This is a genomic window from Pseudomonas sp. ADAK2 (assembly GCF_012935755.1).
GTDB lineage: Bacteria > Pseudomonadota > Gammaproteobacteria > Pseudomonadales > Pseudomonadaceae > Aquipseudomonas.
Genome location: NZ_CP052862.1, coordinates 297,591 through 320,703, shown reverse-complemented (window position 1 = coordinate 320,703; position 23,113 = coordinate 297,591). Strand labels below are relative to the sequence as shown.

The window sequence follows — 23,113 nt, the reverse complement described above, 5'->3', positions numbered from 1 at the left end:
GGTCAGGGGGTTTCGGTGTGGCCTTCTGCGGCAGTATCAATACTGACGACCACCGACATCCCCGGCCGCAACCGCTCACTCTGCTCCTGCCCCTCATCCACGGTGATCCGCACCGGCACCCGCTGGGCGATCTTGACGAAGTTGCCAGTCGCGTTGTCCGCCTGCAACAGGCTGAACTCCGATCCCGTGGCCGGTGAAATCCGCTGCACTTTGCCCTTGAATTTGCGATGGTCGAGCGCGTCGACGGTGAAGCTCACCGGTTGGCCGACGCGCACGTCGTCCATCTGGGTTTCCTTCATGTTGGCGATCACCCATAACTGGTTCGGCACCAGCGCCATCAACTGCGCGCCGGAGTTGACGTAGGCGCCGAGGCGCACGCCGATCTGCCCGAGCTGACCGTCACGCGGCGCCAGCACGCGGGTGTTGGACAGGTCAATGCGCGCCAGTTGCACCGCCGCTTCGGCGCTGGCCACTGCTGCCTCCAGCGAGCCGCGATTGACGATTACCGTTTGCAGATCCTGCCGGGCAATTTCCAGATTGGCCTGAGCCTGGGCTACCGCCGCAATGGTCTGGGCGTTGGCGGCCAGGGTCACGTCCAGCTCACGCTTGGACACCGAGCCGTCGTTGATCAATTCCTTGTTGCGGCGCAGATCGGCTTCGCTCTTGCGCTGCTGGGCCTGGCTGTCGGCGACGGCAGCCTGACGCAACTTGATCGTCGCTTCGGCACTGTTGCGTTGCTGCACCACGTTGGCCAGCGCGGCTTTCTGCACCGCCAGTTGCGCCAGGGACTGATCGAGGTGCTGCTTGTAGATGCGATCATCGAGGCGCACCAGCAAGTCACCGGCCTTCACAAACTGAAAATCCGTTACCGGCACTTCGTACACATAACCGCTGAGTTGCGGGCCGATGATCGTCACCTGACCGCGGACCAAGGCGTTTTCCGTGGTTTCCACCGAGCTGCTGAACGGCGGCAATTGCCACGCGTACAGCACGATCAGCACGCCGACGATGGCGATCGCCGCGAAGCCCATGGACGAGATGATCCGCACCCGCAGCGAGCGCGGTTCGGTGTCCGGCGAGGACGGTGGCGCCACGCCTTCGGGGGTGGCGGCGATGGCGTTGGTGGTCGTGGTGGTCGGTTCGGTCATGAAGAAGTGGCACCGTTGGGTTGAACGGAAGACGTGGCAGGTGCTGGGGCGACGGCTTGGGTGGTGCTCATCAGCCACAGGGCGCGAATGGAAATCCAGATCATGGTCAGCACCGCAATCACGGCGATCAGCATGAACACATCGTTATAGGCCAATACGTTGGCTTCGCGAGTGGCGGCGGTGGCCAGGCTGCGAATGCCTTGCAGGTTGCGCAGGCTCGGGTCGGCGATCATTGAGCCCACCGCATTGCCGCCGCTCTGCACCCGTGCCGCGACGCGCGGATCAAGCAGGGTCAGGTGTTCAACGATATGGCTGGAATGGAATTTCTCGCGAACGATCTGGAACGTGCCCAGCAGCGCCGCGCCGATTAAGCCGCCGAGGTTCTGGCAGATCCCGAACAGCACCGAGAAACTCACCAGATTGCGCGGATTGGTCAACACCCGGCGCGTGCCGAGGACCATGGTCGGGCCAAGGAAAAACGTACCGCCGAAGGCCAGCAAAAACTGGCTGAAGTACATGTTTTCCGGGCGGGTCAGGTTGTTCGAGTAACTGTCCATCACCGAGCCGACCGCCATCAAAGCGAGGGATACGATCAGCGGCATGAACAAGTGTTTGGGGTCGATGGTCAGGGCGCTGGTGGCCAGGCCGGCGATGCTGCCGAGCAACATCACCACGTACAGGCTGTGCAGCTGCTGACTGCTCATGTTCAGCATCTGCATGAAGCCGACTGCACCGGTGGATTGCTCGGACAACACCATGCGAATCAGGATCACCGCCAGGGCCAGGCGAATCATCACCCCGCTGCCGAGCCAACGGGTCATCAGCATCGGGTTGCTGCGGTTATGTTCGATGGCCAGGCCGGCGAGGATCAGCACGATGGACGCCGCCGAAGCGACGCCGATCCACGGTGCTTCCAGCCACCAGTCGATGCGGCCCAGGGACAGCACGGCGCAGAGCAAGGCCACGCCGCTGGCGAGGATGGCGAAGGTCAGGAAGTCGAGTTTTTCGAAGGTCTTGAAGCGGTCGCCCGGCGGTAGTTTGAGCAGGAACACGCAGCCCAGCGTCAGCAGCGCCATGCCCAATTCGAACAGATACAAGCCGCGCCATTCGGCGATTTGCATCAAGTCTTCGGAGAACAGCCGCGCCAGCGGCAGCGCCAATTGCGAAGCACCCAGGCCCAGCACCAATGCCTTCATCCGCCACTTCGCCGGGAACGCCTGGATCATGTAATACAGGCCCAGCGAACTCAGCGCCGCACCGACCATGCCGTGGGCCGCACGCACGGCGATCGCCGAACTCAGGTCATTGACGAACAGATGGCCGAAGGTCACCAGGGCGTAGAGCACCAGGAACACTTCGGTGAAGGCGCGCAAGCCGAACTGCTGGCGAAACTTCACCAGCAGCAGGTTCATCGAGACGTTGGTCATGACATAGGCCGCCGGCAACCAGGCCATTTCGGCGGTGGTCGCGCCGAGCGCGCCTTGCAGGTAAGGCAGGTTGGCGATCACCAGCGAATTGCCGAGGCCACCGGTCAACGCCACCAGCAAACCCACCAGCGCATAGGCCAAGCGCTTGGGATTGGAGTGCACGGGGGTCGAGGGGGAACCGGGCAGACTGGGCCGTTCGTGGGGCTGCCAGTCGCGCGGGGCGTAGTGATCCATTCAAGGGCCTTGTTCTGAGAGGCTGCCAGTTTGCCGGAAAATCGTCGGGCAAAACACACATCCCTGTGGGCATCGCACCTGTGGCGAGGGAGCTTGCTCCCGCTGGAGTGCGTAGCGCTCCCAGTATTTTTGGTCTGCTTCGCAGCCCAGCGGGAGCAAGCTCCCTCGCCACAGTCATCTTTCACTCGACATCGATATCGACTGGGACGACGTCTTCGCGGGCAAGCCTCGCTCCTACAAGTCGTGCGCGCCCCATGTCATCGTACAACTTCTGATTGACAACCCCGCAAAGCCTCGCAAATAATCGCCGCCATGTTGTACGACGACGTATAACAAACAATAAAAACAACAAGAAACAAAGGGAAGTCACAGTGAGCAAACTCGTCCGTCATTCCTCCGTCCGCACCCCTCGCCCGACCTTCGTCCGCCGCCACACCCTGAGCCTGATCGGTTGCAGCAGCCTGGCCCTTGCCTTGCCCATGACCAGCCACGCCGAAGGTTTTGTCGAGGATGCCAGCGCCACGCTGAACCTGCGCAACGCCTACTTCAATCGCAACTTCACCAACCCGGCCTACCCTCAGGGCAAGGCTGAAGAGTGGACGCAAAGTTTTATTCTCGACGCCAAGTCCGGTTTCACCCAAGGCACCGTCGGTTTCGGTGTGGATGTGCTGGGCCTGTACTCGAAAAAACTCGACGGCGGCCAAGGCACCGGCGGCACGGGACTGCTGCCGCTGGATCATGACGGGCGTCCGGCGGATAACTTCGGTCGCACCAACGTGGCGTTCAAGGCCAAGGTGTCGAAGACCGAGTTGAAGGTCGGCGAATGGATGCCGGTGCTGCCCGTCCTGCGCTCGGACGACGGTCGCTCCCTGCCGCAAACCTTCCGCGGCGGCCAGGTTACCTCCAGCGAAATCGATGGCCTGAAGCTCTACGGCGGCCAGTTCCGCGCCAACAGCCCGCGCAACGATTCGAGCATGGATGACATGTCGATGAACGGCAAAGCCGCATTCACCTCGGATCGCTTCAACTTCGGCGGCGGTGAATACACCTTCAACGAAAAACGCACCCTGGTCGGCGTCTGGTACTCGGAGCTCAGCGACATTTATCAGCAGCAGTATTTCAACCTGAGCCACAGCCAGCCCATCGGCGACTGGACCCTGGGCGCCAACCTCGGTTACTTCATCGGCAAGGAAGACGGCAGCGCCCTGGCCGGCGATCTCGACAACAAAACCGCGTTCGCCATGCTCTCGGCCAAATACGGCGGCAGCACCTTCTACGTCGGCCTGCAAAAACTCTCCGGCGACGATGTCTGGATGCGCGTCAACGGCACCAGCGGCGGCACCCTGGCCAACGACAGCTACAACTCCAGCTACGACAACGCCAAGGAAAAATCCTGGCAAGTACGCCACGACTACAACTTCGTCGCCCTCGGCATTCCCGGCCTGACCATGATGAACCGCTACATCAGCGGCGATAACGTGCACACCGGGGCGATCACCGACGGCAAGGAATGGGGCCGCGAGAGCGAACTGGCGTATACCGTGCAGAGCGGCGTATTGAAGAACCTCAACGTCAAATGGCGCAATGCGAGTATTCGCAAGGACTTCAGCACCAATGAGTTCGATGAGAACCGGATCTTCGTGAGCTATCCGATTTCGTTGTTGTGAGGTTGGGATCGCTTCAAGGCTGACTCCGACCTGTGCGACACCACGCTCTTTGTAGCAGCTGGCGAAGCCTGCGTTCGGCTCGTGTAGCAGCTGCCGAAGGCTGCGTCCGACTCGTGTAGCAGCTGCCGAAGGCTGCGTTCGGCTGCGAAGCAGTCGTGAACCCAGGCGACGCGGTGTATCAGAAGGACCGTGTGCTCAGGTTTTACGACTGCTTCGCAGCCGAACGCAGCCTTCGGCAGCTGCTACAGGTGTCGAGCGCAGGCGTCGCCAGCGGCTACATCAATCGCGGCGTGGCAAGACCCTCCGTCAATTTCCACCGCTGGCGCGTTGACAACCACGGGAAAGGCTAACGATACTCCGCTCAAGTCATACGACAACTTACAACAACTGCAATGACTCCGTATTAGGACCTTCCATGACCACGACATCCCCTGCCCCTTTCAACCGCCTGCTCCTGACCGGTGCCGCCGGCGGCCTTGGCAAAGTCTTGCGCGAAACCCTGCGCCCCTACGCCAACGTGATTCGCCTGTCGGACATCGTCGACCTCGCCCCGGCCATCGATGACCGCGAAGAAGTCGTGATCTGTGACCTCGCCGACAAGCAAGCCGTGCATCAACTGGTGGACGGCGCGGACGCGATCCTGCACTTCGGCGGCGTGTCCACCGAGCACTCGTTCGAAGAGATCCTCGGCGCCAACATCTGCGGCGTGTTCCACATCTACGAAGCCGCGCGTCGTCATGGTGTGAAGCGGGTGATTTTCGCCAGTTCCAACCACGTCATCGGTTTCTACAAACAGGACGAAGTGATCGACGCCCGCTCCCCGCGCCGCCCGGACAGCTACTACGGTTTGTCGAAGTCCTACGGCGAAGACATTGCCAGCTTCTATTTCGATCGCTACGGCATCGAGACCGTCAGCGTGCGCATCGGCTCCTCGTTCCCGGAACCGCAAAACCGCCGCATGATGAGCACCTGGCTGAGCTTCGGCGACCTGACCCAATTGCTCGAACGCGCGCTGTACGCGCCGAATGTCGGCCACACCATTGTCTACGGCGTGTCCGACAACAAGAACGTCTGGTGGGACAACCGCTTCGCCGCCGGCCTGGGTTATGTGCCGCAGGACAACTCCGAAGTGTTCCGCGACAAGATCGAAGCACAACCGATGCCGGCCGCGGATGACCCGGCGATGGTTTACCAGGGTGGCGCGTTTGTCGCCTCCGGCCCGTTCGGCGATTGAGCCGACCTTCGAGGGAATGAGCGTCCATGCAAGCCGAATTGATTGTCGATGCCCGCAACGCGGTCGGTGAATGCCCGGTCTGGGTGCCTGAGGAAAACGCCCTGTACTGGGTCGATATTCCCGCCGGTGGCTTGCAGCGCTGGAGCGCCGCAACCGGGCATGTCCACGCCTGGAAAACCCCGGAAATGCTCGCCTGCATCGCGCGTCACAGCGACGGTGGCTGGGTCGCCGGGATGGAAAGCGGGTTCTTCCATTTGCGCCCGCACAACGATGGCAGCCTCGACAGCGAACTGCTCGCCCACGTCGATCATGCCCGTCCGGACATGCGCCTGAACGATGGCCGCTGTGATCGTCAGGGGCGTTTCTGGGCCGGCAGCATGGTGCTGAACATGGGGGCCAACGTGGCGGAAGGCACGTTGTATCGCTACAGCAGCGGGCAGCGTGGGCCGATTGAGGCACGCCTCTCTGGCTTCCTCGTCCCTAACGGCCTGGGTTTCAGCCCGGATGGCCGGACGATGTACCTGTCTGATTCTCATCCGCTGGCCCAGCAAATCTGGGCTTTCGACTACGACCTCGAGAGCGGCACACCGAGCAATCGCCGGCTGTTTGTCGACATGAATCACTTCTGCGGCCGGCCCGATGGCGCGGCGGTGGATGCTGAGGGTTGCTACTGGATCTGCGCGAACGATGCCGGGTTGATTCATCGGTTTACCCCGGACGGTCGACTGGACCGTTCGCTGGCCGTGCCGGTGAAGAAACCGACCATGTGCGCGTTTGGTGGCAGTGGGCTGGATACGTTGTTCGTGACCTCGATTCGCCCGGGGGATGACCATGACGAGCAGTCGTTGGCCGGTGGGGTGTTTGCGCTTAATCCAGGCGTGAAAGGTCTGCCTGAACCGCTGTTTCTGGACTGATGATCAACATGACACCCACCCTGCTCGAACTCGAAGACCACCTCACCCACCTCACTCTCGCCCCCGAACTCGGCGCCAGCATCGTCAACTGGACGGTACGCAGCACCGGCCAGCCACTGTTGCGTCACAGCGACAGCCAAGCCTTGAACACCGGCCTGCCCGGCAAGCTCGGCTGCTATCCGCTGGCCCCTTGGTCCAACCGGATTTCCGAGGGCGGTTTCGACTGCCCCGAAGGCTGGTTGGCCCTGACGCCGAACAGCCTCACCGATCCCTTGCCGATCCACGGCAGCGCCTGGCAACAGCCGTGGCGGATCGTTTCGCAAAGCCGAAACGAAGCCGTCCTGGAACTCGATTGCACAACGCCCTTCGCCTACCGCGCCCGACAACGTTTCCACTTGAGCGAAGGTCAGTTAAGCATTGAATTGCAGGTCACCCATCTGGGCGAACACGCCGCGTGGCACGGCCTCGGCTTGCACCCCTACTTCCCGCGCACCGCCAATACTCGATTACAGACAAAGGCCCGACAGGTCTGGTTTTGTGACAGCGCCAAACTGCCGACCGAACTCAGCCCGTTACCGGCCGAATGGGATTTCCAGCAGCTCAAGGATTTACCGCACACCCTGGTGGACAACGGTTTCTGCGAATGGGACGGACACTGCCTGATCCAGCAACCCGAGCTGGGTTATGAACTGGAATGCCAGGCCACCGGCAGCGATTATTACCTGCTGTACTGCCCGGTAGACTTGGGGTTTTTCTGTATCGAGCCGGTGAGCCACCCAGTCAACGCGCACCACTTGCCCGGTCGGCCGGGGTTGCGATTGCTCGAGCAAGGCCAATCCACCGCGCTGGGGTTCAGCCTGCAATACCGCAAACTCGGCTAACCCAGCAACTGACTCAACACCGCGCGCAACTTGCCGGGTTTCACCGGTTTGTTCAGCAGCGGCGCGTCGAGGCGCTGCAAGGAGCGGCGGCACTGGTCGGTGCGGTCGGCGGTGATGATCACCGCCGGAATCGCCTGGCCGAAGTGCTCGCGCAGATGCCGCACCACATCACAACCGACCACCCCGTGGTCGAGGTGATAGTCCGCCAGAATCAGTTCCGGTGCCCGTCCCTGCAACGCCGCCAAGGCAGAGAATTCGTCCGTGGCGATCACCACTTCGCAGCCCCATTGCCCGAGCAACGCGCTCATGCTTTCCAGAATGCTGACTTCGTTATCCAGCACCAACAAACGCCGGCCCGGCAGCGGGTTGCCGGTACCCGGTTGCGGCGCGGCCAGTGTGATCGGCAGCGGTACTTCATGGGAAATCGGCACGTCGATACTGAACACCGACCCGCGCCCCGGCCATGAACGCACCTGAATCCGGTAACCGAGAATCTTGGCGATGCGCTCGACGATCGCCAATCCCAGGCCCACGCCTTTACGATCGGCGGCGCGGCCAACGTCCAGTTGATTGAATTCCAGAAAGATCGAATCCAGCCGATCCGCTGCAATCCCGCGCCCGGTGTCCCAGACTTCCAGCCGTAACATCTGGCCCCGACGCCGAGCCCCGAGCAAGATGCAGCCCTCATCGGTGTAGCGGAACGCATTGCTGAGGAAGTTGCGCAGAATCCGCGTCATCAGCCGCAAATCGGTGCTTATGGCGAAGTCGCCCATGTGCACCCGCAGGTTCAGCCCCGCCGCCTCGGCCACGGACTGGAATTCCGAAACCAGCGGCGCGAGCAATTCGTCGAGGCGGTACAGCGCGACGTCGGGTTTCACCGCCGCCTGGTCGAGCCGGGAAATGTCCAGCAAATCCGTCAGCAGGTCTTCCGCCCCTTCCAGTGCCTGGTGCGTACGCTCCACCAGCACCTGCTCGACGTCGGGCAATTTGCGCTCGCGCAAGGTCGAAATCAGTAGCCGCGCGGCGTTGAGCGGTTGCAGCAGGTCGTGACTGGCGGCGGCGAGGTATTTGTCCTTGCTGCGGTTGGCCGCTTCGGCGGCGTCCCGGGCATCGCGCAAGGCCTGGGCAATCTGCTTGCGCTGGGTGATCTGCTGTTGCAGGTTGCGGTTGGCTTCGAGCAATTCGTCAGTGCGCGCGGTGACCCGTTGCTCCAGTTCATCGTTGAGTTGTTGCAAGCGCTGCTGGGCGAGTTTGCGTTCGGTGATGTCGGCGACAAAACCTTCAACCAGGCCTTCCTGATCGGGCTTGAGCAACAGGTTCATCAGCACGTCGAGGCTGCTGCCGTCCTTGCGCCGCAGCTGCGTTTCATAGCCGTGCAGACTGCGTTCGGTCTTGAGGATCTCGCCGATGGTTTCCAGCTCCCTGGCACCGCCGACAAACAGGTTGCTCGCCAGGTCCGCCAAGGAAAACAGCACCTCCTGCGGATCGTCATAGCCAAGCATCCGCGCCAGCGCCGGGTTGGCGGCGCGCATCCCTTCGAGCAGGCTGGCCTGGAAGATCCCGTGGACGGCGTTTTCGAACAGCCATTTATAGCGATTGCGCTCGGCTTCCAGTTCGTCCAGGCGCGCGTTGAGTTCCGGGTAATGGCTCTTGCGCGCCGAGTGACTGCCTAACCCCAGTAACCCGGCCAGCGCCCGTTGCTGCTCGTCAGAGGGCTTCGCCATAGACGACCTCGACGTCACGCTGACTGGATTCGCGCGGGTTGGTCAGGATGCACGGGTCGTGCATGGCGTGCTGCGACAGGAATGGAATATCCGCCATGCTCACCCCGTGCAGACCCAGGGTTTCGTGGAAGCCGATCGCATGTTTCAACGCGATCAAATGCTCGACCAGGCGCTTGCAGATCTGCCGGTGATTCAGGCCCCGGCAATCGATGCCAAAGGTCTCGGCGATCACCTTGAAACGGTCCGGCGCCGAGTTGTAGTTGAACGCCACCACATGTTCCACCAGCACCGCGTTGCACAAGCCGTGGGGCAAATCGAGAAAGCCGCCGAGGCTGTGGGACATGGCGTGCACGGCGCCCAGGATCGCGTTGGAGAACGCCAGCCCGGCCTGCATGCTGCCGAGCATGATTTTCTCGCGCAGGACAATGTCCGTCGGATTGGCGATCATCTGCACCAGATTGCCATTGATCAGGCGCATCGCTTCCAGTGCATGGGGGTCGGTCAACGGGCCGTGACCGGTGGAGACGAAGGCTTCGATGGCATGCACCAACGCGTCGATACCGGTACAGGCCGCCAGGAACGGGTCCATGCTCAGGGTGGTTTCCGGGTCGATCAGCGACACGTCAGGCACCGCAGCCTTGCTGACAATGGAGAACTTCATGCGTTCTTGCTGGTTGGAAATGATCACGAATTGCGAGACGTCGGCCGACGTGCCAGCGGTGGTCGGGATCAGGATCAGCGGCGGGCTGGGCACGCGAATGGTGTCCACGCCTTCGAACTCGAGAATGCTGCGCCCATGGGCGACGACAATGCCAATGCCTTTGCCGCAATCCATCGGGCTGCCGCCACCAATGGCCACAATGACATCGCAGTGGTTTTCCTTGTACAACTCGGCGCCGAGCATGACTTCCTCGACCCGGGGATTGGGCGAGACGTCGCTATACAGAAAGTAATCGATGCCCTGGGCCTGCAGGCTGGCCTCGACATCCGCGACCCAACCGGCGGCAATCACCCCGGGGTCGCTGACCACCAGCACCTTGCGGGCGCCGAAGGTCTTGGCGTAGTTGCCGACGTTGTGCCGGCAACCGGCACCAAAAATGATTTCAGGCGAAACGAATTTACGCAGCTGGCTGATTTTGTGGCTCATTGGAAAGCCTGTTTTTATTGTTTTGGAAGGTAGAAGCCACACTAACCCATCCGGTGGTGAATGCAATCAGACCAATGGGTAGCCGGTATCACCCGCGGTAGATCAACCGCGAAGCCTTCTCATTGCGCAACGTCAGGTGTTCCATGCCCTGCCCCGGCGCGTCGGCCTCTTCGCGGGCCTTGAGGATCACCCCATGGTGCGGCGACTTGCTGCACACCGGGTCGGCGTTTTCGGCATCTCCGGTGAGCATGAACGCCTGGCAGCGGCAACCGCCCAGATCCTTGTGTTTTTCATCGCAGGAGCGGCACGGTTCCTTCATCCAGTCATCGCCGCGAAACCGGTTGAAGCCGAAGGAATCGGTCCAGATGTGCTCAATGCTGTGCTCGCGCACATTGGGAAATTGCACCGGTAACTGGCGGGCGCTGTGGCACGGCAACGCGGTGCCGTCCGGGGTAATGTCGAGAAACAGGTTGGCCCAGCCGTTCATGCAGGTTTTCGGGCGTTCTTCGTAGTAGTCCGGGGTGACGAAAATCAGCTTGCATGGGTGGCCCTGGGCCTCAAGCCGCTCGCGGTATTCATTGGTGATGCGCTCGGCACGCTGCAATTGCTCGCGAGTGGGCAACAGGCCAACGCGGTTGAGTTCGGCCCAACCGTAGAACTGACACGTCGCCAACTCGACGAAATCCGCCTCCAGTTCCAGGCACAAATCGATGATGCGGTCGATGCGGTCGATGTTGTGCCGGTGGGTGACGAAATTCAGCACCATCGGGTAACCCTGGGCTTTCACCGCGCGGGCCATGGCGAGTTTCTGGGCGAAGGCCTTGCGCGAGCCGGCGAGCATGTTGTTCACCCCTTCGTCGGCAGCCTGGAAGCTGATCTGGATATGGTCGAGCCCGGCGATTTTGAAGTCGCGGACCTTCTGCTTGGTCAGGCCGATGCCGGAGGTAATCAGATTGGTGTAGTAACCCATGTCCCGCGCGGCTTTGATCAGCTCGGCGAGGTCCTGGCGCACCAACGGTTCACCACCGGAAAAACCCAGTTGCGCGGCGCCCATTTCACGCGCCTCGCGAAAGACGCGAATCCATTCTTCGGTGCTCAGTTCCTCGCCGGATTGGGCAAAGTCCAACGGGTTGGAGCAATACGGGCATTGCAACGGGCAGCGATAAGTCAGTTCCGCCAACAGCCACAGCGGCGGCCCTGGCGGCGATTTATTCGATCCAGAATTGAGCATGGGCCACCTCCAGAAACGTCAGCACGTCTTCGTCGATGCCCGGCACGCCGGGGAAGTTCGTCGACAATTGCTCGATGATTGACGCGACGCTGCGCTGGCCGTCCAGCAGATTGAGGATCTGCCCGGCGCTGGTGTTGAGTTTGATCATGCCTTCGGGGTACAGCAGCACATGGCAATCCTGGCGGGGTTCCCATTGCAGGCGAAATCCCGGTCTTAGGGACGGTGTTTTTTCGCGGTTAATCAAACTCACAGGGCAATCCCCCGATGCCAGACATTCGAGGGGGTGACGGTGTGATACGGCGGTCGCTCCAGCTCGTAAGCCATGCTCATCGCATCGAGCATGCTCCACAGCACATCGAGTTTGAACTGGAGGATTTCCAGCATCCGTTGTTGGCCTTCGAGGGTGACGTAATGCGCCAGGGTGATGCGCAAACCGTGCTCGACATCGCGCCGCGCCTGGCTCAAACGGGTACGGAAATAGTCGTAGCCGCCCGCGTCGATCCACGGGTAATGGGTGGGCCAGGCGTCGAGGCGTGATTGGTGGATCTGCGGTGCGAACAATTCGGTCAAGGAACTGCTGGCGGCTTCCTGCCAACAGGCGCGGCGGGCGAAATTGACGTAGGCGTCCACGGCAAAACGGACGCCGGGCAACACGAGTTCCTGGGAGAGGATTTGCTCGCGTTCCAGCCCCACGGCTTCGCCCAGGCGCAGCCAGGCTTCGATCCCGCCTTCGCTGCCGGGTTCGCCGTCGTGATCGAGGATGCGTTGCAGCCATTCCCGGCGCACGTCGCGGTCGGGGCAGTTGGCGAGGATCGCGGCGTCCTTGAGCGGGATGTTGACCTGATAGTAGAAGCGATTGGCGACCCAACCCTGGATTTGCTCGCGGGTGGCCCGGCCGGCGTACATAGCTTGGTGGAACGGGTGATGGATGTGGTAGTAGGCGCCTTTGGCGCGCAGGGCGGCTTCGAATTCGCTGGGGGACATTGGGGTGTCGGGCATTGCGGCTCTCCGGATTTTTGCGGTGTCTGGGCGGGCCTCTTCGCGGGCAAGCCTCGCTCCTACAGGTTTTGTGTAAGCCATGAAATCCACGAACGACGATGTTCTGTAGGAGCGAGGCTTGCCCGCGAAAGGGCCGTCCGCTACAGCACAAGACTCATGCCGTCATACGCCACCTCAACCCCCCGCCGCTCCAGCAACGCACGCTCAGCCGAGTCTTCGTCGAGGATCGGGTTGGTGTTGTTGATGTGAATCAGCACCTTGCGCTGACGATCGAAGCCCTCAAGGATGTCCAGCATCCCGCCAGGACCGCTCTGGGGCAGATGCCCCATTTCACTGCCCAGGCTCTGGCCCACTTCGCACACGCGCATCTCATCGTCGCGCCACAACGTGCCGTCCAGCAGCAGGCAATCGGCGCGCTGCATCCAGCTCATCACTTCTTCATCGACTTGCCCCAGGCCCGGCGCATAAAACACCGAGGCACCGTTGCGCAGGTCTTCGATAAACAGGCCGAGGGTGTCACCCGGCTGCGGATTGCCGCGATTGGGCGAGTACGGCGGTGCATTGCTGATCAAGGGGATTGCACGAAATTGCAGGTGTGCGCAGGCAGCGATGCTGAACGGCTCGCGGTCGAGTTCGATCGGTTGCCATTGCAAGCCACCGTTCCAGTGCTTGAGCATGCTGAACAGTGGAAAGCCACTGCTCAAATCCTCATGCACCCGCGCGGTGCACCACACCGAATGCGGGCAACCTTCGCGCAAGCTCAACAGGCCGGTGCAATGGTCGATCTGGCTGTCCAGCAGGACGACACCGGCAATCGCCGTATCGCGTAATCGGCGTGCCGGTTGTAACGCCGGGAAGCTTTCCAGCTGCGCACGAATGTCCGGTGAAGCATTGCACAGCACCCAATCCACGCCGTTGTCGCTCACCGCAATCGAGGACTGCGTGCGCCGTTGGGCACGCAGGCTGCCATCGCGCACGCCGGAGCACTGGCGACAGTTGCAATTCCATTGCGGGAAACCACCGCCAGCGGCGGAACCGAGAACGCGGATGTGCATGAGCAATGCTCCGGAAGGCAGGCCCGGCCAACGCGTCGGCTGGCCGGGTGATCAATCAGCGGTTGGCGAAATACATCGTCACTTCGAAGCCAATGCGCAGATCGGTAAACGCGGGTTTAGTCCACATGGGTCAATCCTCTTCTTGTGCCGGGCAATTCCGGTAAAGCCATTAATGCACGGGCCGCCAAGGGCCCGAATGCTACTTTCGAAGGAGATGGCGGCGTGCGTTGGTAGGGGGTGTTGCGGGGTGTCAGACACAACCATTCGCGGGCAAGCCTCGCTCCTGCGGATCACCTGAACCTGTAGGAGCGAGGCTTGCCCGCGAAAGCCGTTACGCGGTCCAACGTCGAATCAAAAGAACCCCATCGGATTGATGTCGTAGCTCACCAGCAGGTTTTTGGTCTGCTGGTAATGGTCGAGCATCATCTTGTGGTTTTCACGGCCGACCCCGGACTTCTTGTAGCCACCGAACGCGGCGTGGGCCGGGTACAGGTGGTAGCAGTTGGTCCAGACACGCCCGGCCTTGATCGCCCGGCCCATGCGGTAGGCGCGGTTGATGTCGCGGGTCCACAGGCCGGCGCCGAGGCCGAACTCGCTGTCGTTGGCAATCGCCAGGGCTTCGGCTTCGTCCTTGAAGGTGGTGATGCCGACCACCGGGCCGAAGATTTCTTCCTGGAACACGCGCATTTTGTTGTGGCCCTTGAGCAGGGTCGGCTGGATGTAATAACCGGTCGACAAGTCGCCTTCGAGGCGCTCGGCCGCGCCACCGGTGAGTAGCTCGGCGCCCTCCTCCTGGGCAATTTTCAGGTACGAGAGGATCTTGTCGTATTGCTGCTCGGACGCCTGGGCGCCGACCATGGTTTCGGTGTCCAGCGGGTTGCCGCGCTTGATCTTGACGATCTTCTGCATCACCACTTTCATGAAGTCGTCGTAGATCGACTCCTGCACTAGCGCTCGCGACGGACAGGTGCAGACTTCGCCCTGGTTGAAAAACGCCAGCACCAGGCCTTCGGCGGCCTTCTCAATGAACTGTGGCTCGGCTTGCATGATGTCTTCGAAGAAGATGTTCGGCGACTTGCCGCCCAGTTCCACGGTGCTGGGAATGATGTTCTCGGCCGCGCATTTCATGATGTGCGCGCCAATCGGGGTGGACCCGGTGAAGGCAATCTTGGCGATGCGCTTGCTGGTGGCCAGCGCCTCACCGGCTTCGCGACCGAAACCCTGGACGATGTTCAGCACACCGGGCGGCAGCAAGTCGGCGATCAGCTCGGCGAAGACCATGATCGACAGCGGCGTCTGCTCGGCGGGTTTGAGTACCACGCAGTTACCGGCGGCCAGGGCCGGGGCAAGTTTCCACGCGGCCATCAGCAGCGGGAAGTTCCACGGAATGATCTGTCCGACCACGCCCAGCGGCTCGTGGAAGTGGTAGGCGGTGGTCAGCTCGTTGATTTCGGCAGCGCCACCTTCCTGGGCACGAATGCAGCCGGCAAAGTAGCGGAAATGGTCGGCGGCCAGTGGCACGTCGGCGTTGAGGGTTTCGCGCACGGCTTTGCCGTTGTCCCAGGTTTCGGCGACGGCGAGGATTTCCAGGTTTTGCTCGATGCGGTCGGCGATTTTAAGCAGCACCAGGGAGCGGTCCTGGGCCGAGGTCTTGCCCCAGGCATCGGCGGCCGCGTGGGCGGCGTCGAGGGCTTTGTCGATGTCGGCGGCGCTGGAACGCGGGAACTCGGCGATCACTTCACCGTTGACCGGCGAGGTGTTGGTGAAGTATTCGCCATTGACCGGCGGCACGAACTCGCCACCGATGAAATTGCCGTAACGCGGCTTGAAGGAAACGATGGCGCCAGGTGTACCAGGTTGTGCGTAGATCATGGTGGGCCTCTGTCTGGGTCGGTGCCTGTCGGGCAAACAGGCGATGCACCGATAGTAGAGAGCCCCGCACGCCGGACGAATGCGCCGTTGGAGGGGGGACTCTCGTTATTTGGTAGTAGGTGATCGTTCCCACGCTCTGCGTGGGAACGCAGCCCGGGACGCTCCGCGTCCCCCTCAAGAGCCGAACGCGGAGCGTCCGAAGAGGCATTTCCACGCGGAGCGTTGGAACGATCGCCACGGGGAGCGTGGGAACGATCAGTGGCGGCAATCAGTGTTTAGCGACGACCAGGTCCTTCGGCAACTTGAACGTCCAGAGCATCCCGCCCTGGTTGAAGTCCTTGATGCGTTTGGCCACTTCGCCGCCCCACAACGGTACGGCGCCACCCCAACCGGATAGCACCGAGACGTACTGTTCACCGTCCATTTCCCAGGTCACAGGCGAGCCGAGAACACCGGAGCCAGTCTGGAATTCCCAGACCTTTTCGCCAGTCTTGGCATTGAAGGCCTGGAGGAAACCTTCCGGCGTACCGGTGAAGACCAAATTACCTTTGGTGGTCAGCACCCCGCCCCACAGCGGCGCGTAGTTCTTGTGACGCCAGACTTCTTTACCGGTGACCGGATCGATGGCGCGCAGCACGCCGATGTAGTCTTCGTTCAACGGTTTGATGGTGAAACCGGCGCCGAGGAACGCCGCGCCTTTCTTGTAGGCGATGCCTTCGTTCCAGATGTCCATGCCCCACTCGTTGGACGGCACGTAGAACAGCTTGGTGTCCTTGTTGTAGGCCATCGGCATCCAGTTCTTCGCACCGAGGAATGCTGGCGCGACAAACACCGAGCTGCCCTTGGCTTCAGTGCCCGGCGCGCCCGGACGGCTGGCTTCGTTGTAGATTGGCCGGCCCTCTTTATCCAGGCCGGTGGCCCAGGTGATCTTGTCCACGAACGGGAAGCCACGAATGAACTTGCCGTTGGTGCGATCGAGCACGTAGAAGAAACCGTTACGGTCGGCGGTGGCGGCGGCTTTGATTTCCTTGCCGCCCTCGGTGTAATTGAACGACACCAGTTCGTTCACGCCGTCATAGTCCCAACCATCGTGAGGCGTGCTTTGGAAGTGCCATTTGATGGTGCCGTCGTCCGGGTTCAACGCCAGGCGCGACGAGGAGTAGAGGTTGTCACCAGGGCGCAGGTGCGAGTTCCAGGGCGCCGGGTTGCCGGTGCCGAACAGCAGCAGATTGGTTTCCGGGTCGTAGTAGCCACCAAGCCAAGGCGCAGCGCCGCCGGTTTTCCATAGGTCGCCGGGCCAGGTCTTGCCCGCTTCGCCGCCGGAGATGCCGTTTTCTATCGCTTTGCCGTCCTTGTAGACGTAACCCATGTGGCCTTCGACCGTGGGCCGGGTCCACAGCAGTTCACCGTTTTTCGGGTCATAGGCGGAGATCTTGCCGACCACGCCGAACTCGCCACCCGCCACGCCGGTAATCAGTTTGCCGTTGATCACCAGCGGCGCGGCGCTGATTGAATAGCCTTCCTTGTGGTCGGCGACTTTCTTGCTCCAGACGACTTTGCCGGTGTCCTTGTTCAGGGCCACGAGCTTGGCGTCGAGGGTGCCGAAGAACACCAGGTCGCCGTACAGCGCCACGCCACGGTTGATCACGTCGCAGCACGGACGGATGTCATCGGGCAGGCGCGCGTCGTACTGCCAGAGTTTCTTGCCGGTGCGCGCATCCACCGCGAACACCCGTGAATAAGAACCGGTCATGTACATCACGCCGTCCTTGATCATCGGCTGCGCTTGCTGGCCGCGCTGTTTTTCACCGCCGAAGGAGAAGGCCCAAACCGGCCGCAGATCCTTGACGTTGTCGGCGTTGAGGGTGTCCAGCGGACTGTAGCGCTGACCCTGGACGCCCAGACCGTTGGTGACGATCTGCTCCGGGTTCTTGGGGTCCTGGAGAATGTCCTGGTCAGTGACGGCGGCCAATGCCGAGCCGGACAGCAGCATGGCACTGAGCAGCACACTCAAGACGAAGGGTTGGCGACGTGCGGGGTGGGTCATGACGGCTACCTCTGCGGTTTTTGTTATACCCGGGAAATTTTCCCGGTCTGGTGCAGATTCTTGAGCGCCGCCGCCCTTCCAACAATTGCCCGCAGTGTGGAGATTGCTAGTTCCTTAGTACGGGGTCCGACGATCCCGACCCGAAAGGGCTGGAACTGGACCTGTAGCAGCTGGCGAAGCCTGCGTTCGGCTGCGCAGCAGTCGTAAACCCGACTTGCACGGTTTGCCTGATGCACTGCGAACTCTGATTTCACGACTGCTGCGCAGCCGAACGCAGGCTTCGCCAGCTGCTACAAGGGTGTGCCGTCGGGTCACTGGTTTGCGGCGGAATCGACGCGGGTCATCTGTGCCCGCTCGTAGCCCGGGTACAAGTGGCTGGCACTGCGGATCAGTTCATAACGACTCAGGCTGATGCCAGCAAAACGCTCGGGGATGGGGCTGCGGATCATCTCGGACATGTCGCTGCCATTGGCGGCGCCGTCGCGCAGCAGTTGATCGAGCCAGGTCAGGTAGTCGCGCATCTGCTCGAAGGGTTTGGCATCCGTGGCCAGCGGGCCGTGGCCGGGCACGATCAGGGTCCAGGGCAAGGCTTGCAGGGTGGCGATGTCCGCCAGCCACACCGCCAGCCCCGGACTGTTCGGGGTGGTCAGGGCCCGTTGATAAAACACCAGGTCCCCGGCAAACAGCACGCCGGTTTGCTGGTCGAGAATAGCCAGATCCGCGCCGGTATGCCCACCCAGGCTTAGCAGGCGCAAATCGTGGTTCCCAAAACTTTTGACGCCCGGTGTCAGCGTCTCGGTGGGCAATACCACTTCGGTGCCGCGCATCCAGTCGCCCACCAGCCGATACATGTTCTCGGCCATGGCATCACCCTGCTTTTTCAGCAGTTCAGCGGTGCAGGCCAACGCGCCTATCGGCACGTCAGTGAACGCCTGATTGCCCAGCGCATGATCGGGGTGATGGTGGGTCAGCAGCACTTCGATCACCGGTTTATCGGTGACCGCGGCAATCGCCTTGCGCATCGCCTCGCCGTAGCGTTTCGACGGCCCGCTGTCGATCACCACCACCCCGCGCTCGGTGACGATGAACCCGGTGTTGACGATGTTGCCGCCGTTGGCCTTGGCGAAGTTGTCGGTGCTGCCTTCCAGCAGCCAGGTGTCCGGGGCGATCAGCCGTGGCTTGAGGGAATATTCAAGCTCCGCCGCCAACGCCGGCAGGCTCAAACCGATCAACAACAGCAATATCCAACGCATGACGCGCTCCTTGGCTCAGGGGATGGCCGCATCGAATTGATTGCCGCTGTTGTCGCGCAACAACAGGCGCGTCTGCCCTGCTCCTTCGATGTCGAAGGCCAGGTTGGGGTTTTCGCTGACAGCGGGAAACAGCTCCAGCGTCGCCAGCAGTTGATCGTTTTGATCGCGCAATTCGGCGTGGTTGATGAAGAATTCCGGAATACCGCTGACCATGCCGTTGTCCATCGGGTGCGCCACCTGCAAGCGCACGCGACTGAATTCACCACGGGGATAACGCCCGCCGAGCACTTCGCCGATATGGTCTTCCCAACCCGGCTGGGTACGCACCACGCTCGGCGCCGTGCAACCGCCGCCCGCCGCATCGATCAGGGTCGAACCGACGTGCCACACGCCATCGCGGGTCAACACTGCCGCACGCAGCGGCGTGGCCTGTTCGATGCGGATGCGGATCGACAGCCATGGCAGTACCCGGTCCAGCGGTTGGAAATCGACGATTTTCGGCAACGGATTAAGCTCGGCCCAAGCGAGGATTTTCACCACTTCGCCCTTGAACGCCCGGGCGTCGATTTCCAGCGGCACCTGGCGCGCATCTTCAGCGAAGGGCGGCGCCAGCAGCTTGACCCGCTCATCGAACACGAATGGCCCGTCGCCGAGCATTTGCTTGTGATAGAAGGCCCACATCACCGACGGCACCGGGTCTTTGCCCGGATCGATGTCTGCCGCTTGCGCGACCATGGGCAACCAACAGGCCAACAGGCAACTCGCTCGCCAGCCCACTATTGGTACATCTCCGGCACTTCATATTGCAGGCCGTAACGGGCATAGATGGCTTGCACCGAGCCCTCGCGGATCATGGCTTCCAGCGCCTCTTCCAAGGCATAGGACAATTGCCGGTTGCTTTCATGCACCGCCATGCCGATTTCCCAGCGCTGCTTGCCCATGTTCGGGTAGGCGTTCTCCGCCAGCGCCACTTGCGGGTCGTGCGCTTCATGCACCTGCCAGTCGACCTCACCGCGCATCGCCATCACCGCATCGACTTCACCGGCCTTCATCGCCGCAAAGGCCTGGGGCACGCCCGGATAGTGATGGGTCTTGCCGGCGAGCATGCCGTTGAACACCGAGGTCAGGTAGAACGACGGCACGCTGTCGACTTCAACGCCAATCGGATGCTGTTCAAACACCGCGACGCTGCCCACCGAATCCAGCCGGCGGCGGTCAAAGGCGACTTGCCATTGTTCATTCTGGTACGGGCCGAACATCACCACATGGTCGTTTTCCAGCTCGCCGAGCTCGTTGCGTTTTTGTGAGTAATCGCGGTCGTAGGGCACGCGCATCATCAGGTCAGCCAGTTGCTGATCGTGCAACTGACTGGCGCGCCAGATGTAATCACGCAGGTCGTCGTCGAGCTTCTCGCCGGCCGGCGCCCAGATCAGTTTGAGCTTCACCCCCAGCGCGGTGGCCAAGGCCTGCGCGAGGTCGACATCCACGCCTCGAGGCTGGCCGGCGTCTTCAAAACTGTAGGGGGCGAAATCCTTGTACACCGCGACTTTCAGCTCTCCGGCGGCGATCATTTGGTCATAGGTCCGAACCTGCGCCTGCACCACCTGGCAGCACAGCAACACAGCACTGATCAACACCGCGAGCAGGCGCATGGATTACTCCTCGACGTGCACGCTGTCCAGGTAGGTACGCACCGCCCACAAGGCTTCCTGACTCAGGTAATCGGCCATTTTCGGCATGTAGACCCGGCCGTCACGCACCGCGCCATGGCGCACCCGCTCAACGAACCATTCATCACCAGCGTCGCCGACATCGAGCATGCGTAGATCCGGGGCGATGCCACCGGACTTGGCTTCCAGGCCATGGCAGGCCGCGCAGTTCTGGTTGTAGGCCGAAGAGCCTATTTCCACCGCTTTATCGTGCTGCGGAGAATTGCGGTACGGGTTCGCCGCCGCCCAGCCATCGGCATCGACTGGCACGCCGGCGTCCTTGATCGGGGTCAGGCCCGGGGTTTCCACCGCTTGCGGTACCACGTTGCCGTGGGCCCAGACCGAACCTGCGCTGATAAAACCGGCCAGCAGCCCGGCAACCAGCAAGGCGTTGCGTTTTGTTGTCATTGTTATGCCCTCAGGATTGCACGCAAAACCTCTTGGCAGAGGCTATGGCACCCATCTTAGGAACGGCTTGGCGCCAACCCCATGCTGCTTTGGTGGCCGCCTTCTAGTCCCTTGGTAGTAGGGCTTGTGGCGCACACCCAAATCAGGTGCCGTTCGGGAACTCTTCCCGGCCACAGCGGGACTTTTTCCGTATCCGCCCACCCGCCGGGCGCACCACCCTGTGCAGGTCAAAACCTCCACTGGGACCTGCAACCATGACAATAAGATCGCTACCCGCCCTTTCCCCTCTGTCTATCGCCATACAGGCTTTTCTGCTGGTAAGCAGCCTGTCGCTAAGCGCTGCCAGCCAGGCGGCGACTGCTCCCGCCACCCCGACCCACAACGTGACGTGGGAAGACATTGCCAACGATCACCTGACCACCAAGGACGTGCTGCAATACGGCATGGGCACCAACGCCCAGCGCTGGAGCCCGTTGGCCCAGGTCAACGACAAGAACGTGTTCAAGCTGACCCCGGCCTGGTCCTACTCGTTTGGCGATGAAAAGCAGCGCGGCCAGGAATCCCAGGCCATCGTCAGCGACGGCGTGGTCTACGTCACCGGTTCCTATTCGCGGGTATTTGCTTTGGATGCCAAGACCGGCAAGCGCCTGTGGACCTACAACCATCGCCTGCCGGACAACATTCGTCCGTGCTGCGACGTGGTCAATCGCGGGGCGGCGATCTATGGCGACAAGATCTACTTCGGCACCCTCGATGCGCGGCTGATCGCCCTCGACAAAAACACCGGCAAAGTGGTCTGGAACAAAAAGTTCGGCGACCACGCCGCCGGCTACACCATGACCGGCGCCCCGGTGCTGATCAAAGACAAAACCTCCGGCAAGGTGCTGCTGATCCACGGCAGTTCCGGCGATGAATTCGGCGTGGTCGGCCAGTTGTTTGCCCGCGACCCGGACACCGGTGAAGAAGTCTGGATGCGTCCTTTCGTCGAAGGCCACATGGGCCGCTTGAACGGCAAGGACAGCACCACCACCGGCGACGTCAAAGCGCCGTCCTGGCCGAACGATCCGACCACTGAAACCGGCAAGGTCGAGGCCTGGAGCCACGGCGGCGGTGCCCCTTGGCAAAGTGCGAGCTTCGATCCGGAAACCAACACCATCATTGTCGGCGCCGGCAACCCTGGCCCGTGGAACACCTGGGCCCGGACGTCCAAGGACGGCAACCCCCACGACTTCGACAGCCTCTACACCTCGGGCCAGGTCGGCGTCGACCCGAGCACCGGCGAAGTGAAATGGTTCTACCAGCACACCCCGAACGATGCCTGGGATTTCTCCGGCAACAACGAGCTGGTGCTGTTCGACTACAAGGACAAGGACGGCAAAACGGTCAAAGCCACCGGCCATGCCGACCGCAACGGTTTCTTCTACGTGGTGGACCGCAACAACGGCAAATTGCAGAACGCCTTTCCCTTCGTCGACAACATCACTTGGGCCAGCCACATCGATCTGAAGACCGGCAAACCCGTCGAGAATCCGGGCCAGCGTCCGGCCAAACCGTTGCCAGGGGAAACCAAGGGCAAATCCGTGGAAGTCTCGCCGCCGTTCCTCGGTGGCAAGAACTGGAACCCGATGGCGTACAGCCAGGACACCGGGCTGTTCTACATTCCGGGCAACCAGTGGAAAGAGGAATACTGGACCGAAGAGGTCAACTACAAGAAAGGTTCGGCCTACCTGGGCATGGGGTTTCGCATCAAGCGCATGTACGACGATCACGTCGGCACCCTGCGCGCGATGAACCCGACCACCGGCAAAGTGGTCTGGGAGCACAAGGAAGCGCTGCCGCTGTGGGCCGGGGTGTTGGCGACCAAGGGCAACCTGGTGTTCACCGGGACGGGCGATGGTTTCTTCAAGGCATTTGATGCGAAAACCGGCGAAGAATTATGGAAGTTCCAGACCGGCAGCGGCATCGTCTCGCCGCCGATCACCTGGGAACAGGATGGCGAGCAGTACGTTGGCGTGACCGTTGGTTATGGCGGCGCGGTGCCGTTGTGGGGCGGCGACATGGCCGAGCTGACCAAACCGGTGGCTCAGGGCGGGTCTTTCTGGGTGTTCAAGATTCCGAGTTGGGATACGAAAACCGCTCAGCAGTAACGCCGCCACCCTTGCC

20 protein-coding genes are annotated in these 23,113 nt (G+C 61.7%); 5 read left to right on the top strand and 15 right to left on the bottom strand.

Translation table 11 applies throughout. From position 1 onward, the window contains the following. Positions 1-2: 2 nt before the first annotated feature. Positions 3-1,148, bottom strand: a complete 1,146-nt coding sequence (locus tag HKK52_RS01595; protein ID WP_169369022.1) for an HlyD family secretion protein — start codon at positions 1,146-1,148, stop codon at positions 3-5. After that, positions 1,145-2,809, bottom strand: a complete 1,665-nt coding sequence (locus HKK52_RS01590; protein WP_169369020.1) for an MFS transporter — start codon at positions 2,807-2,809, stop codon at positions 1,145-1,147. The genes HKK52_RS01595 and HKK52_RS01590 overlap by 4 nt, the downstream gene beginning before the upstream one ends. Positions 2,810-3,180: 371 nt before the next feature. Here HKK52_RS01590 and HKK52_RS01585 point away from each other — a divergent pair, with 371 nt between their 5' ends. The 4 genes from HKK52_RS01585 (at position 3,181) to HKK52_RS01570 (ending at position 7,505) form a co-directional block, all read left to right on the top strand. After that, positions 3,181-4,476 (top strand): OprD family porin, encoded by a 1,296-nt coding sequence (locus HKK52_RS01585; protein ID WP_169369019.1) that lies wholly within the window; start codon positions 3,181-3,183, stop codon positions 4,474-4,476. A 415-nt stretch (positions 4,477-4,891) separates the two neighbouring features. Further along, positions 4,892-5,710: an NAD-dependent epimerase/dehydratase family protein gene (locus tag HKK52_RS01580; protein ID WP_169369017.1), complete on the top strand. Its 819-nt coding sequence runs from the start codon at positions 4,892-4,894 to the stop codon at positions 5,708-5,710. Between the two features lie 26 nt (positions 5,711-5,736). Further along, complete coding sequence (locus tag HKK52_RS01575; protein WP_169369016.1) at positions 5,737-6,624, top strand: SMP-30/gluconolactonase/LRE family protein; 888 nt, start codon at positions 5,737-5,739, stop codon at positions 6,622-6,624. A gap of 8 nt (positions 6,625-6,632) precedes the next feature. Beyond that, a complete protein-coding gene (locus HKK52_RS01570; RefSeq protein ID WP_169369014.1) occupies positions 6,633-7,505 on the top strand; it encodes an aldose 1-epimerase in 873 nt (290 codons plus the stop codon). Here HKK52_RS01570 and HKK52_RS01565 read toward each other — a convergent pair. From HKK52_RS01565 to pedF, 13 genes are all read right to left on the bottom strand, one after another. Beyond that, on the bottom strand, positions 7,502-9,229 hold the full coding sequence (locus tag HKK52_RS01565; protein ID WP_169369013.1) for a PAS domain-containing hybrid sensor histidine kinase/response regulator: 1,728 nt from the start codon (positions 9,227-9,229) through the stop codon (positions 7,502-7,504). The genes HKK52_RS01570 and HKK52_RS01565 overlap by 4 nt on opposite strands. After that, positions 9,213-10,376: an alcohol dehydrogenase-like regulatory protein ErcA gene (ercA, locus tag HKK52_RS01560; RefSeq protein ID WP_169369012.1), complete on the bottom strand. Its 1,164-nt coding sequence runs from the start codon at positions 10,374-10,376 to the stop codon at positions 9,213-9,215. Before ercA ends, HKK52_RS01565 begins: the two co-directional genes overlap by 17 nt. Before the next feature lie 88 nt (positions 10,377-10,464). Further along, positions 10,465-11,607 (bottom strand): pyrroloquinoline quinone biosynthesis protein PqqE, encoded by a 1,143-nt coding sequence (gene pqqE, locus HKK52_RS01555; protein WP_169369011.1) that lies wholly within the window; start codon positions 11,605-11,607, stop codon positions 10,465-10,467. Continuing rightward, a complete protein-coding gene (gene pqqD / locus HKK52_RS01550; protein WP_169369009.1) occupies positions 11,585-11,857 on the bottom strand; it encodes a pyrroloquinoline quinone biosynthesis peptide chaperone PqqD in 273 nt (90 codons plus the stop codon). The genes pqqE and pqqD overlap by 23 nt, the downstream gene beginning before the upstream one ends. After that, a complete protein-coding gene (pqqC, locus tag HKK52_RS01545; protein WP_169369007.1) occupies positions 11,854-12,606 on the bottom strand; it encodes a pyrroloquinoline-quinone synthase PqqC in 753 nt (250 codons plus the stop codon). The genes pqqD and pqqC overlap by 4 nt, the downstream gene beginning before the upstream one ends. A 140-nt stretch (positions 12,607-12,746) precedes the next feature. Beyond that, positions 12,747-13,661 carry a pyrroloquinoline quinone biosynthesis protein PqqB gene (pqqB, locus tag HKK52_RS01540; protein ID WP_169369005.1) on the bottom strand — a complete coding sequence of 305 codons (915 nt, stop codon included), beginning with the start codon at positions 13,659-13,661 and terminating at the stop codon, positions 12,747-12,749. A gap of 55 nt (positions 13,662-13,716) precedes the next feature. Then, positions 13,717-13,788: a pyrroloquinoline quinone precursor peptide PqqA gene (gene pqqA / locus HKK52_RS01535; protein ID WP_003253598.1), complete on the bottom strand. Its 72-nt coding sequence runs from the start codon at positions 13,786-13,788 to the stop codon at positions 13,717-13,719. A 224-nt stretch (positions 13,789-14,012) separates the two neighbouring features. Next, positions 14,013-15,533: an acetaldehyde dehydrogenase ExaC gene (gene exaC / locus HKK52_RS01530; protein ID WP_169369004.1), complete on the bottom strand. Its 1,521-nt coding sequence runs from the start codon at positions 15,531-15,533 to the stop codon at positions 14,013-14,015. A 268-nt stretch (positions 15,534-15,801) separates the two neighbouring features. Next, complete coding sequence (locus HKK52_RS01525; protein WP_169369003.1) at positions 15,802-17,580, bottom strand: PQQ-dependent methanol/ethanol family dehydrogenase; 1,779 nt, start codon at positions 17,578-17,580, stop codon at positions 15,802-15,804. A 311-nt stretch (positions 17,581-17,891) separates the two neighbouring features. Further along, on the bottom strand, positions 17,892-18,833 hold the full coding sequence (locus HKK52_RS01520) for a quinoprotein relay system zinc metallohydrolase 1 (RefSeq protein WP_169369002.1): 942 nt from the start codon (positions 18,831-18,833) through the stop codon (positions 17,892-17,894). Positions 18,834-18,848: 15 nt separating this feature from the next. Beyond that, on the bottom strand, positions 18,849-19,610 hold the full coding sequence (locus HKK52_RS01515) for a quinoprotein dehydrogenase-associated SoxYZ-like carrier (protein WP_169368999.1): 762 nt from the start codon (positions 19,608-19,610) through the stop codon (positions 18,849-18,851). Next, positions 19,610-20,485 carry a substrate-binding periplasmic protein gene (locus tag HKK52_RS01510; protein ID WP_169368998.1) on the bottom strand — a complete coding sequence of 292 codons (876 nt, stop codon included), beginning with the start codon at positions 20,483-20,485 and terminating at the stop codon, positions 19,610-19,612. Before HKK52_RS01510 ends, HKK52_RS01515 begins: the two co-directional genes overlap by 1 nt. Positions 20,486-20,488: 3 nt before the next feature. Beyond that, entirely contained in the window at positions 20,489-20,950 is a 462-nt protein-coding gene (gene pedF, locus HKK52_RS01505; RefSeq protein ID WP_169368997.1) for a cytochrome c-550 PedF, read from the bottom strand. Between the two features lie 254 nt (positions 20,951-21,204). Here pedF and exaA point away from each other — a divergent pair, with 254 nt between their 5' ends. Beyond that, the gene (exaA, locus tag HKK52_RS01500) at positions 21,205-23,097 is read left to right on the top strand and encodes a quinoprotein ethanol dehydrogenase (protein WP_169368996.1); all 1,893 of its coding nucleotides are present in this window, start codon (positions 21,205-21,207) and stop codon (positions 23,095-23,097) included. Positions 23,098-23,113 lie beyond the last annotated feature (16 nt).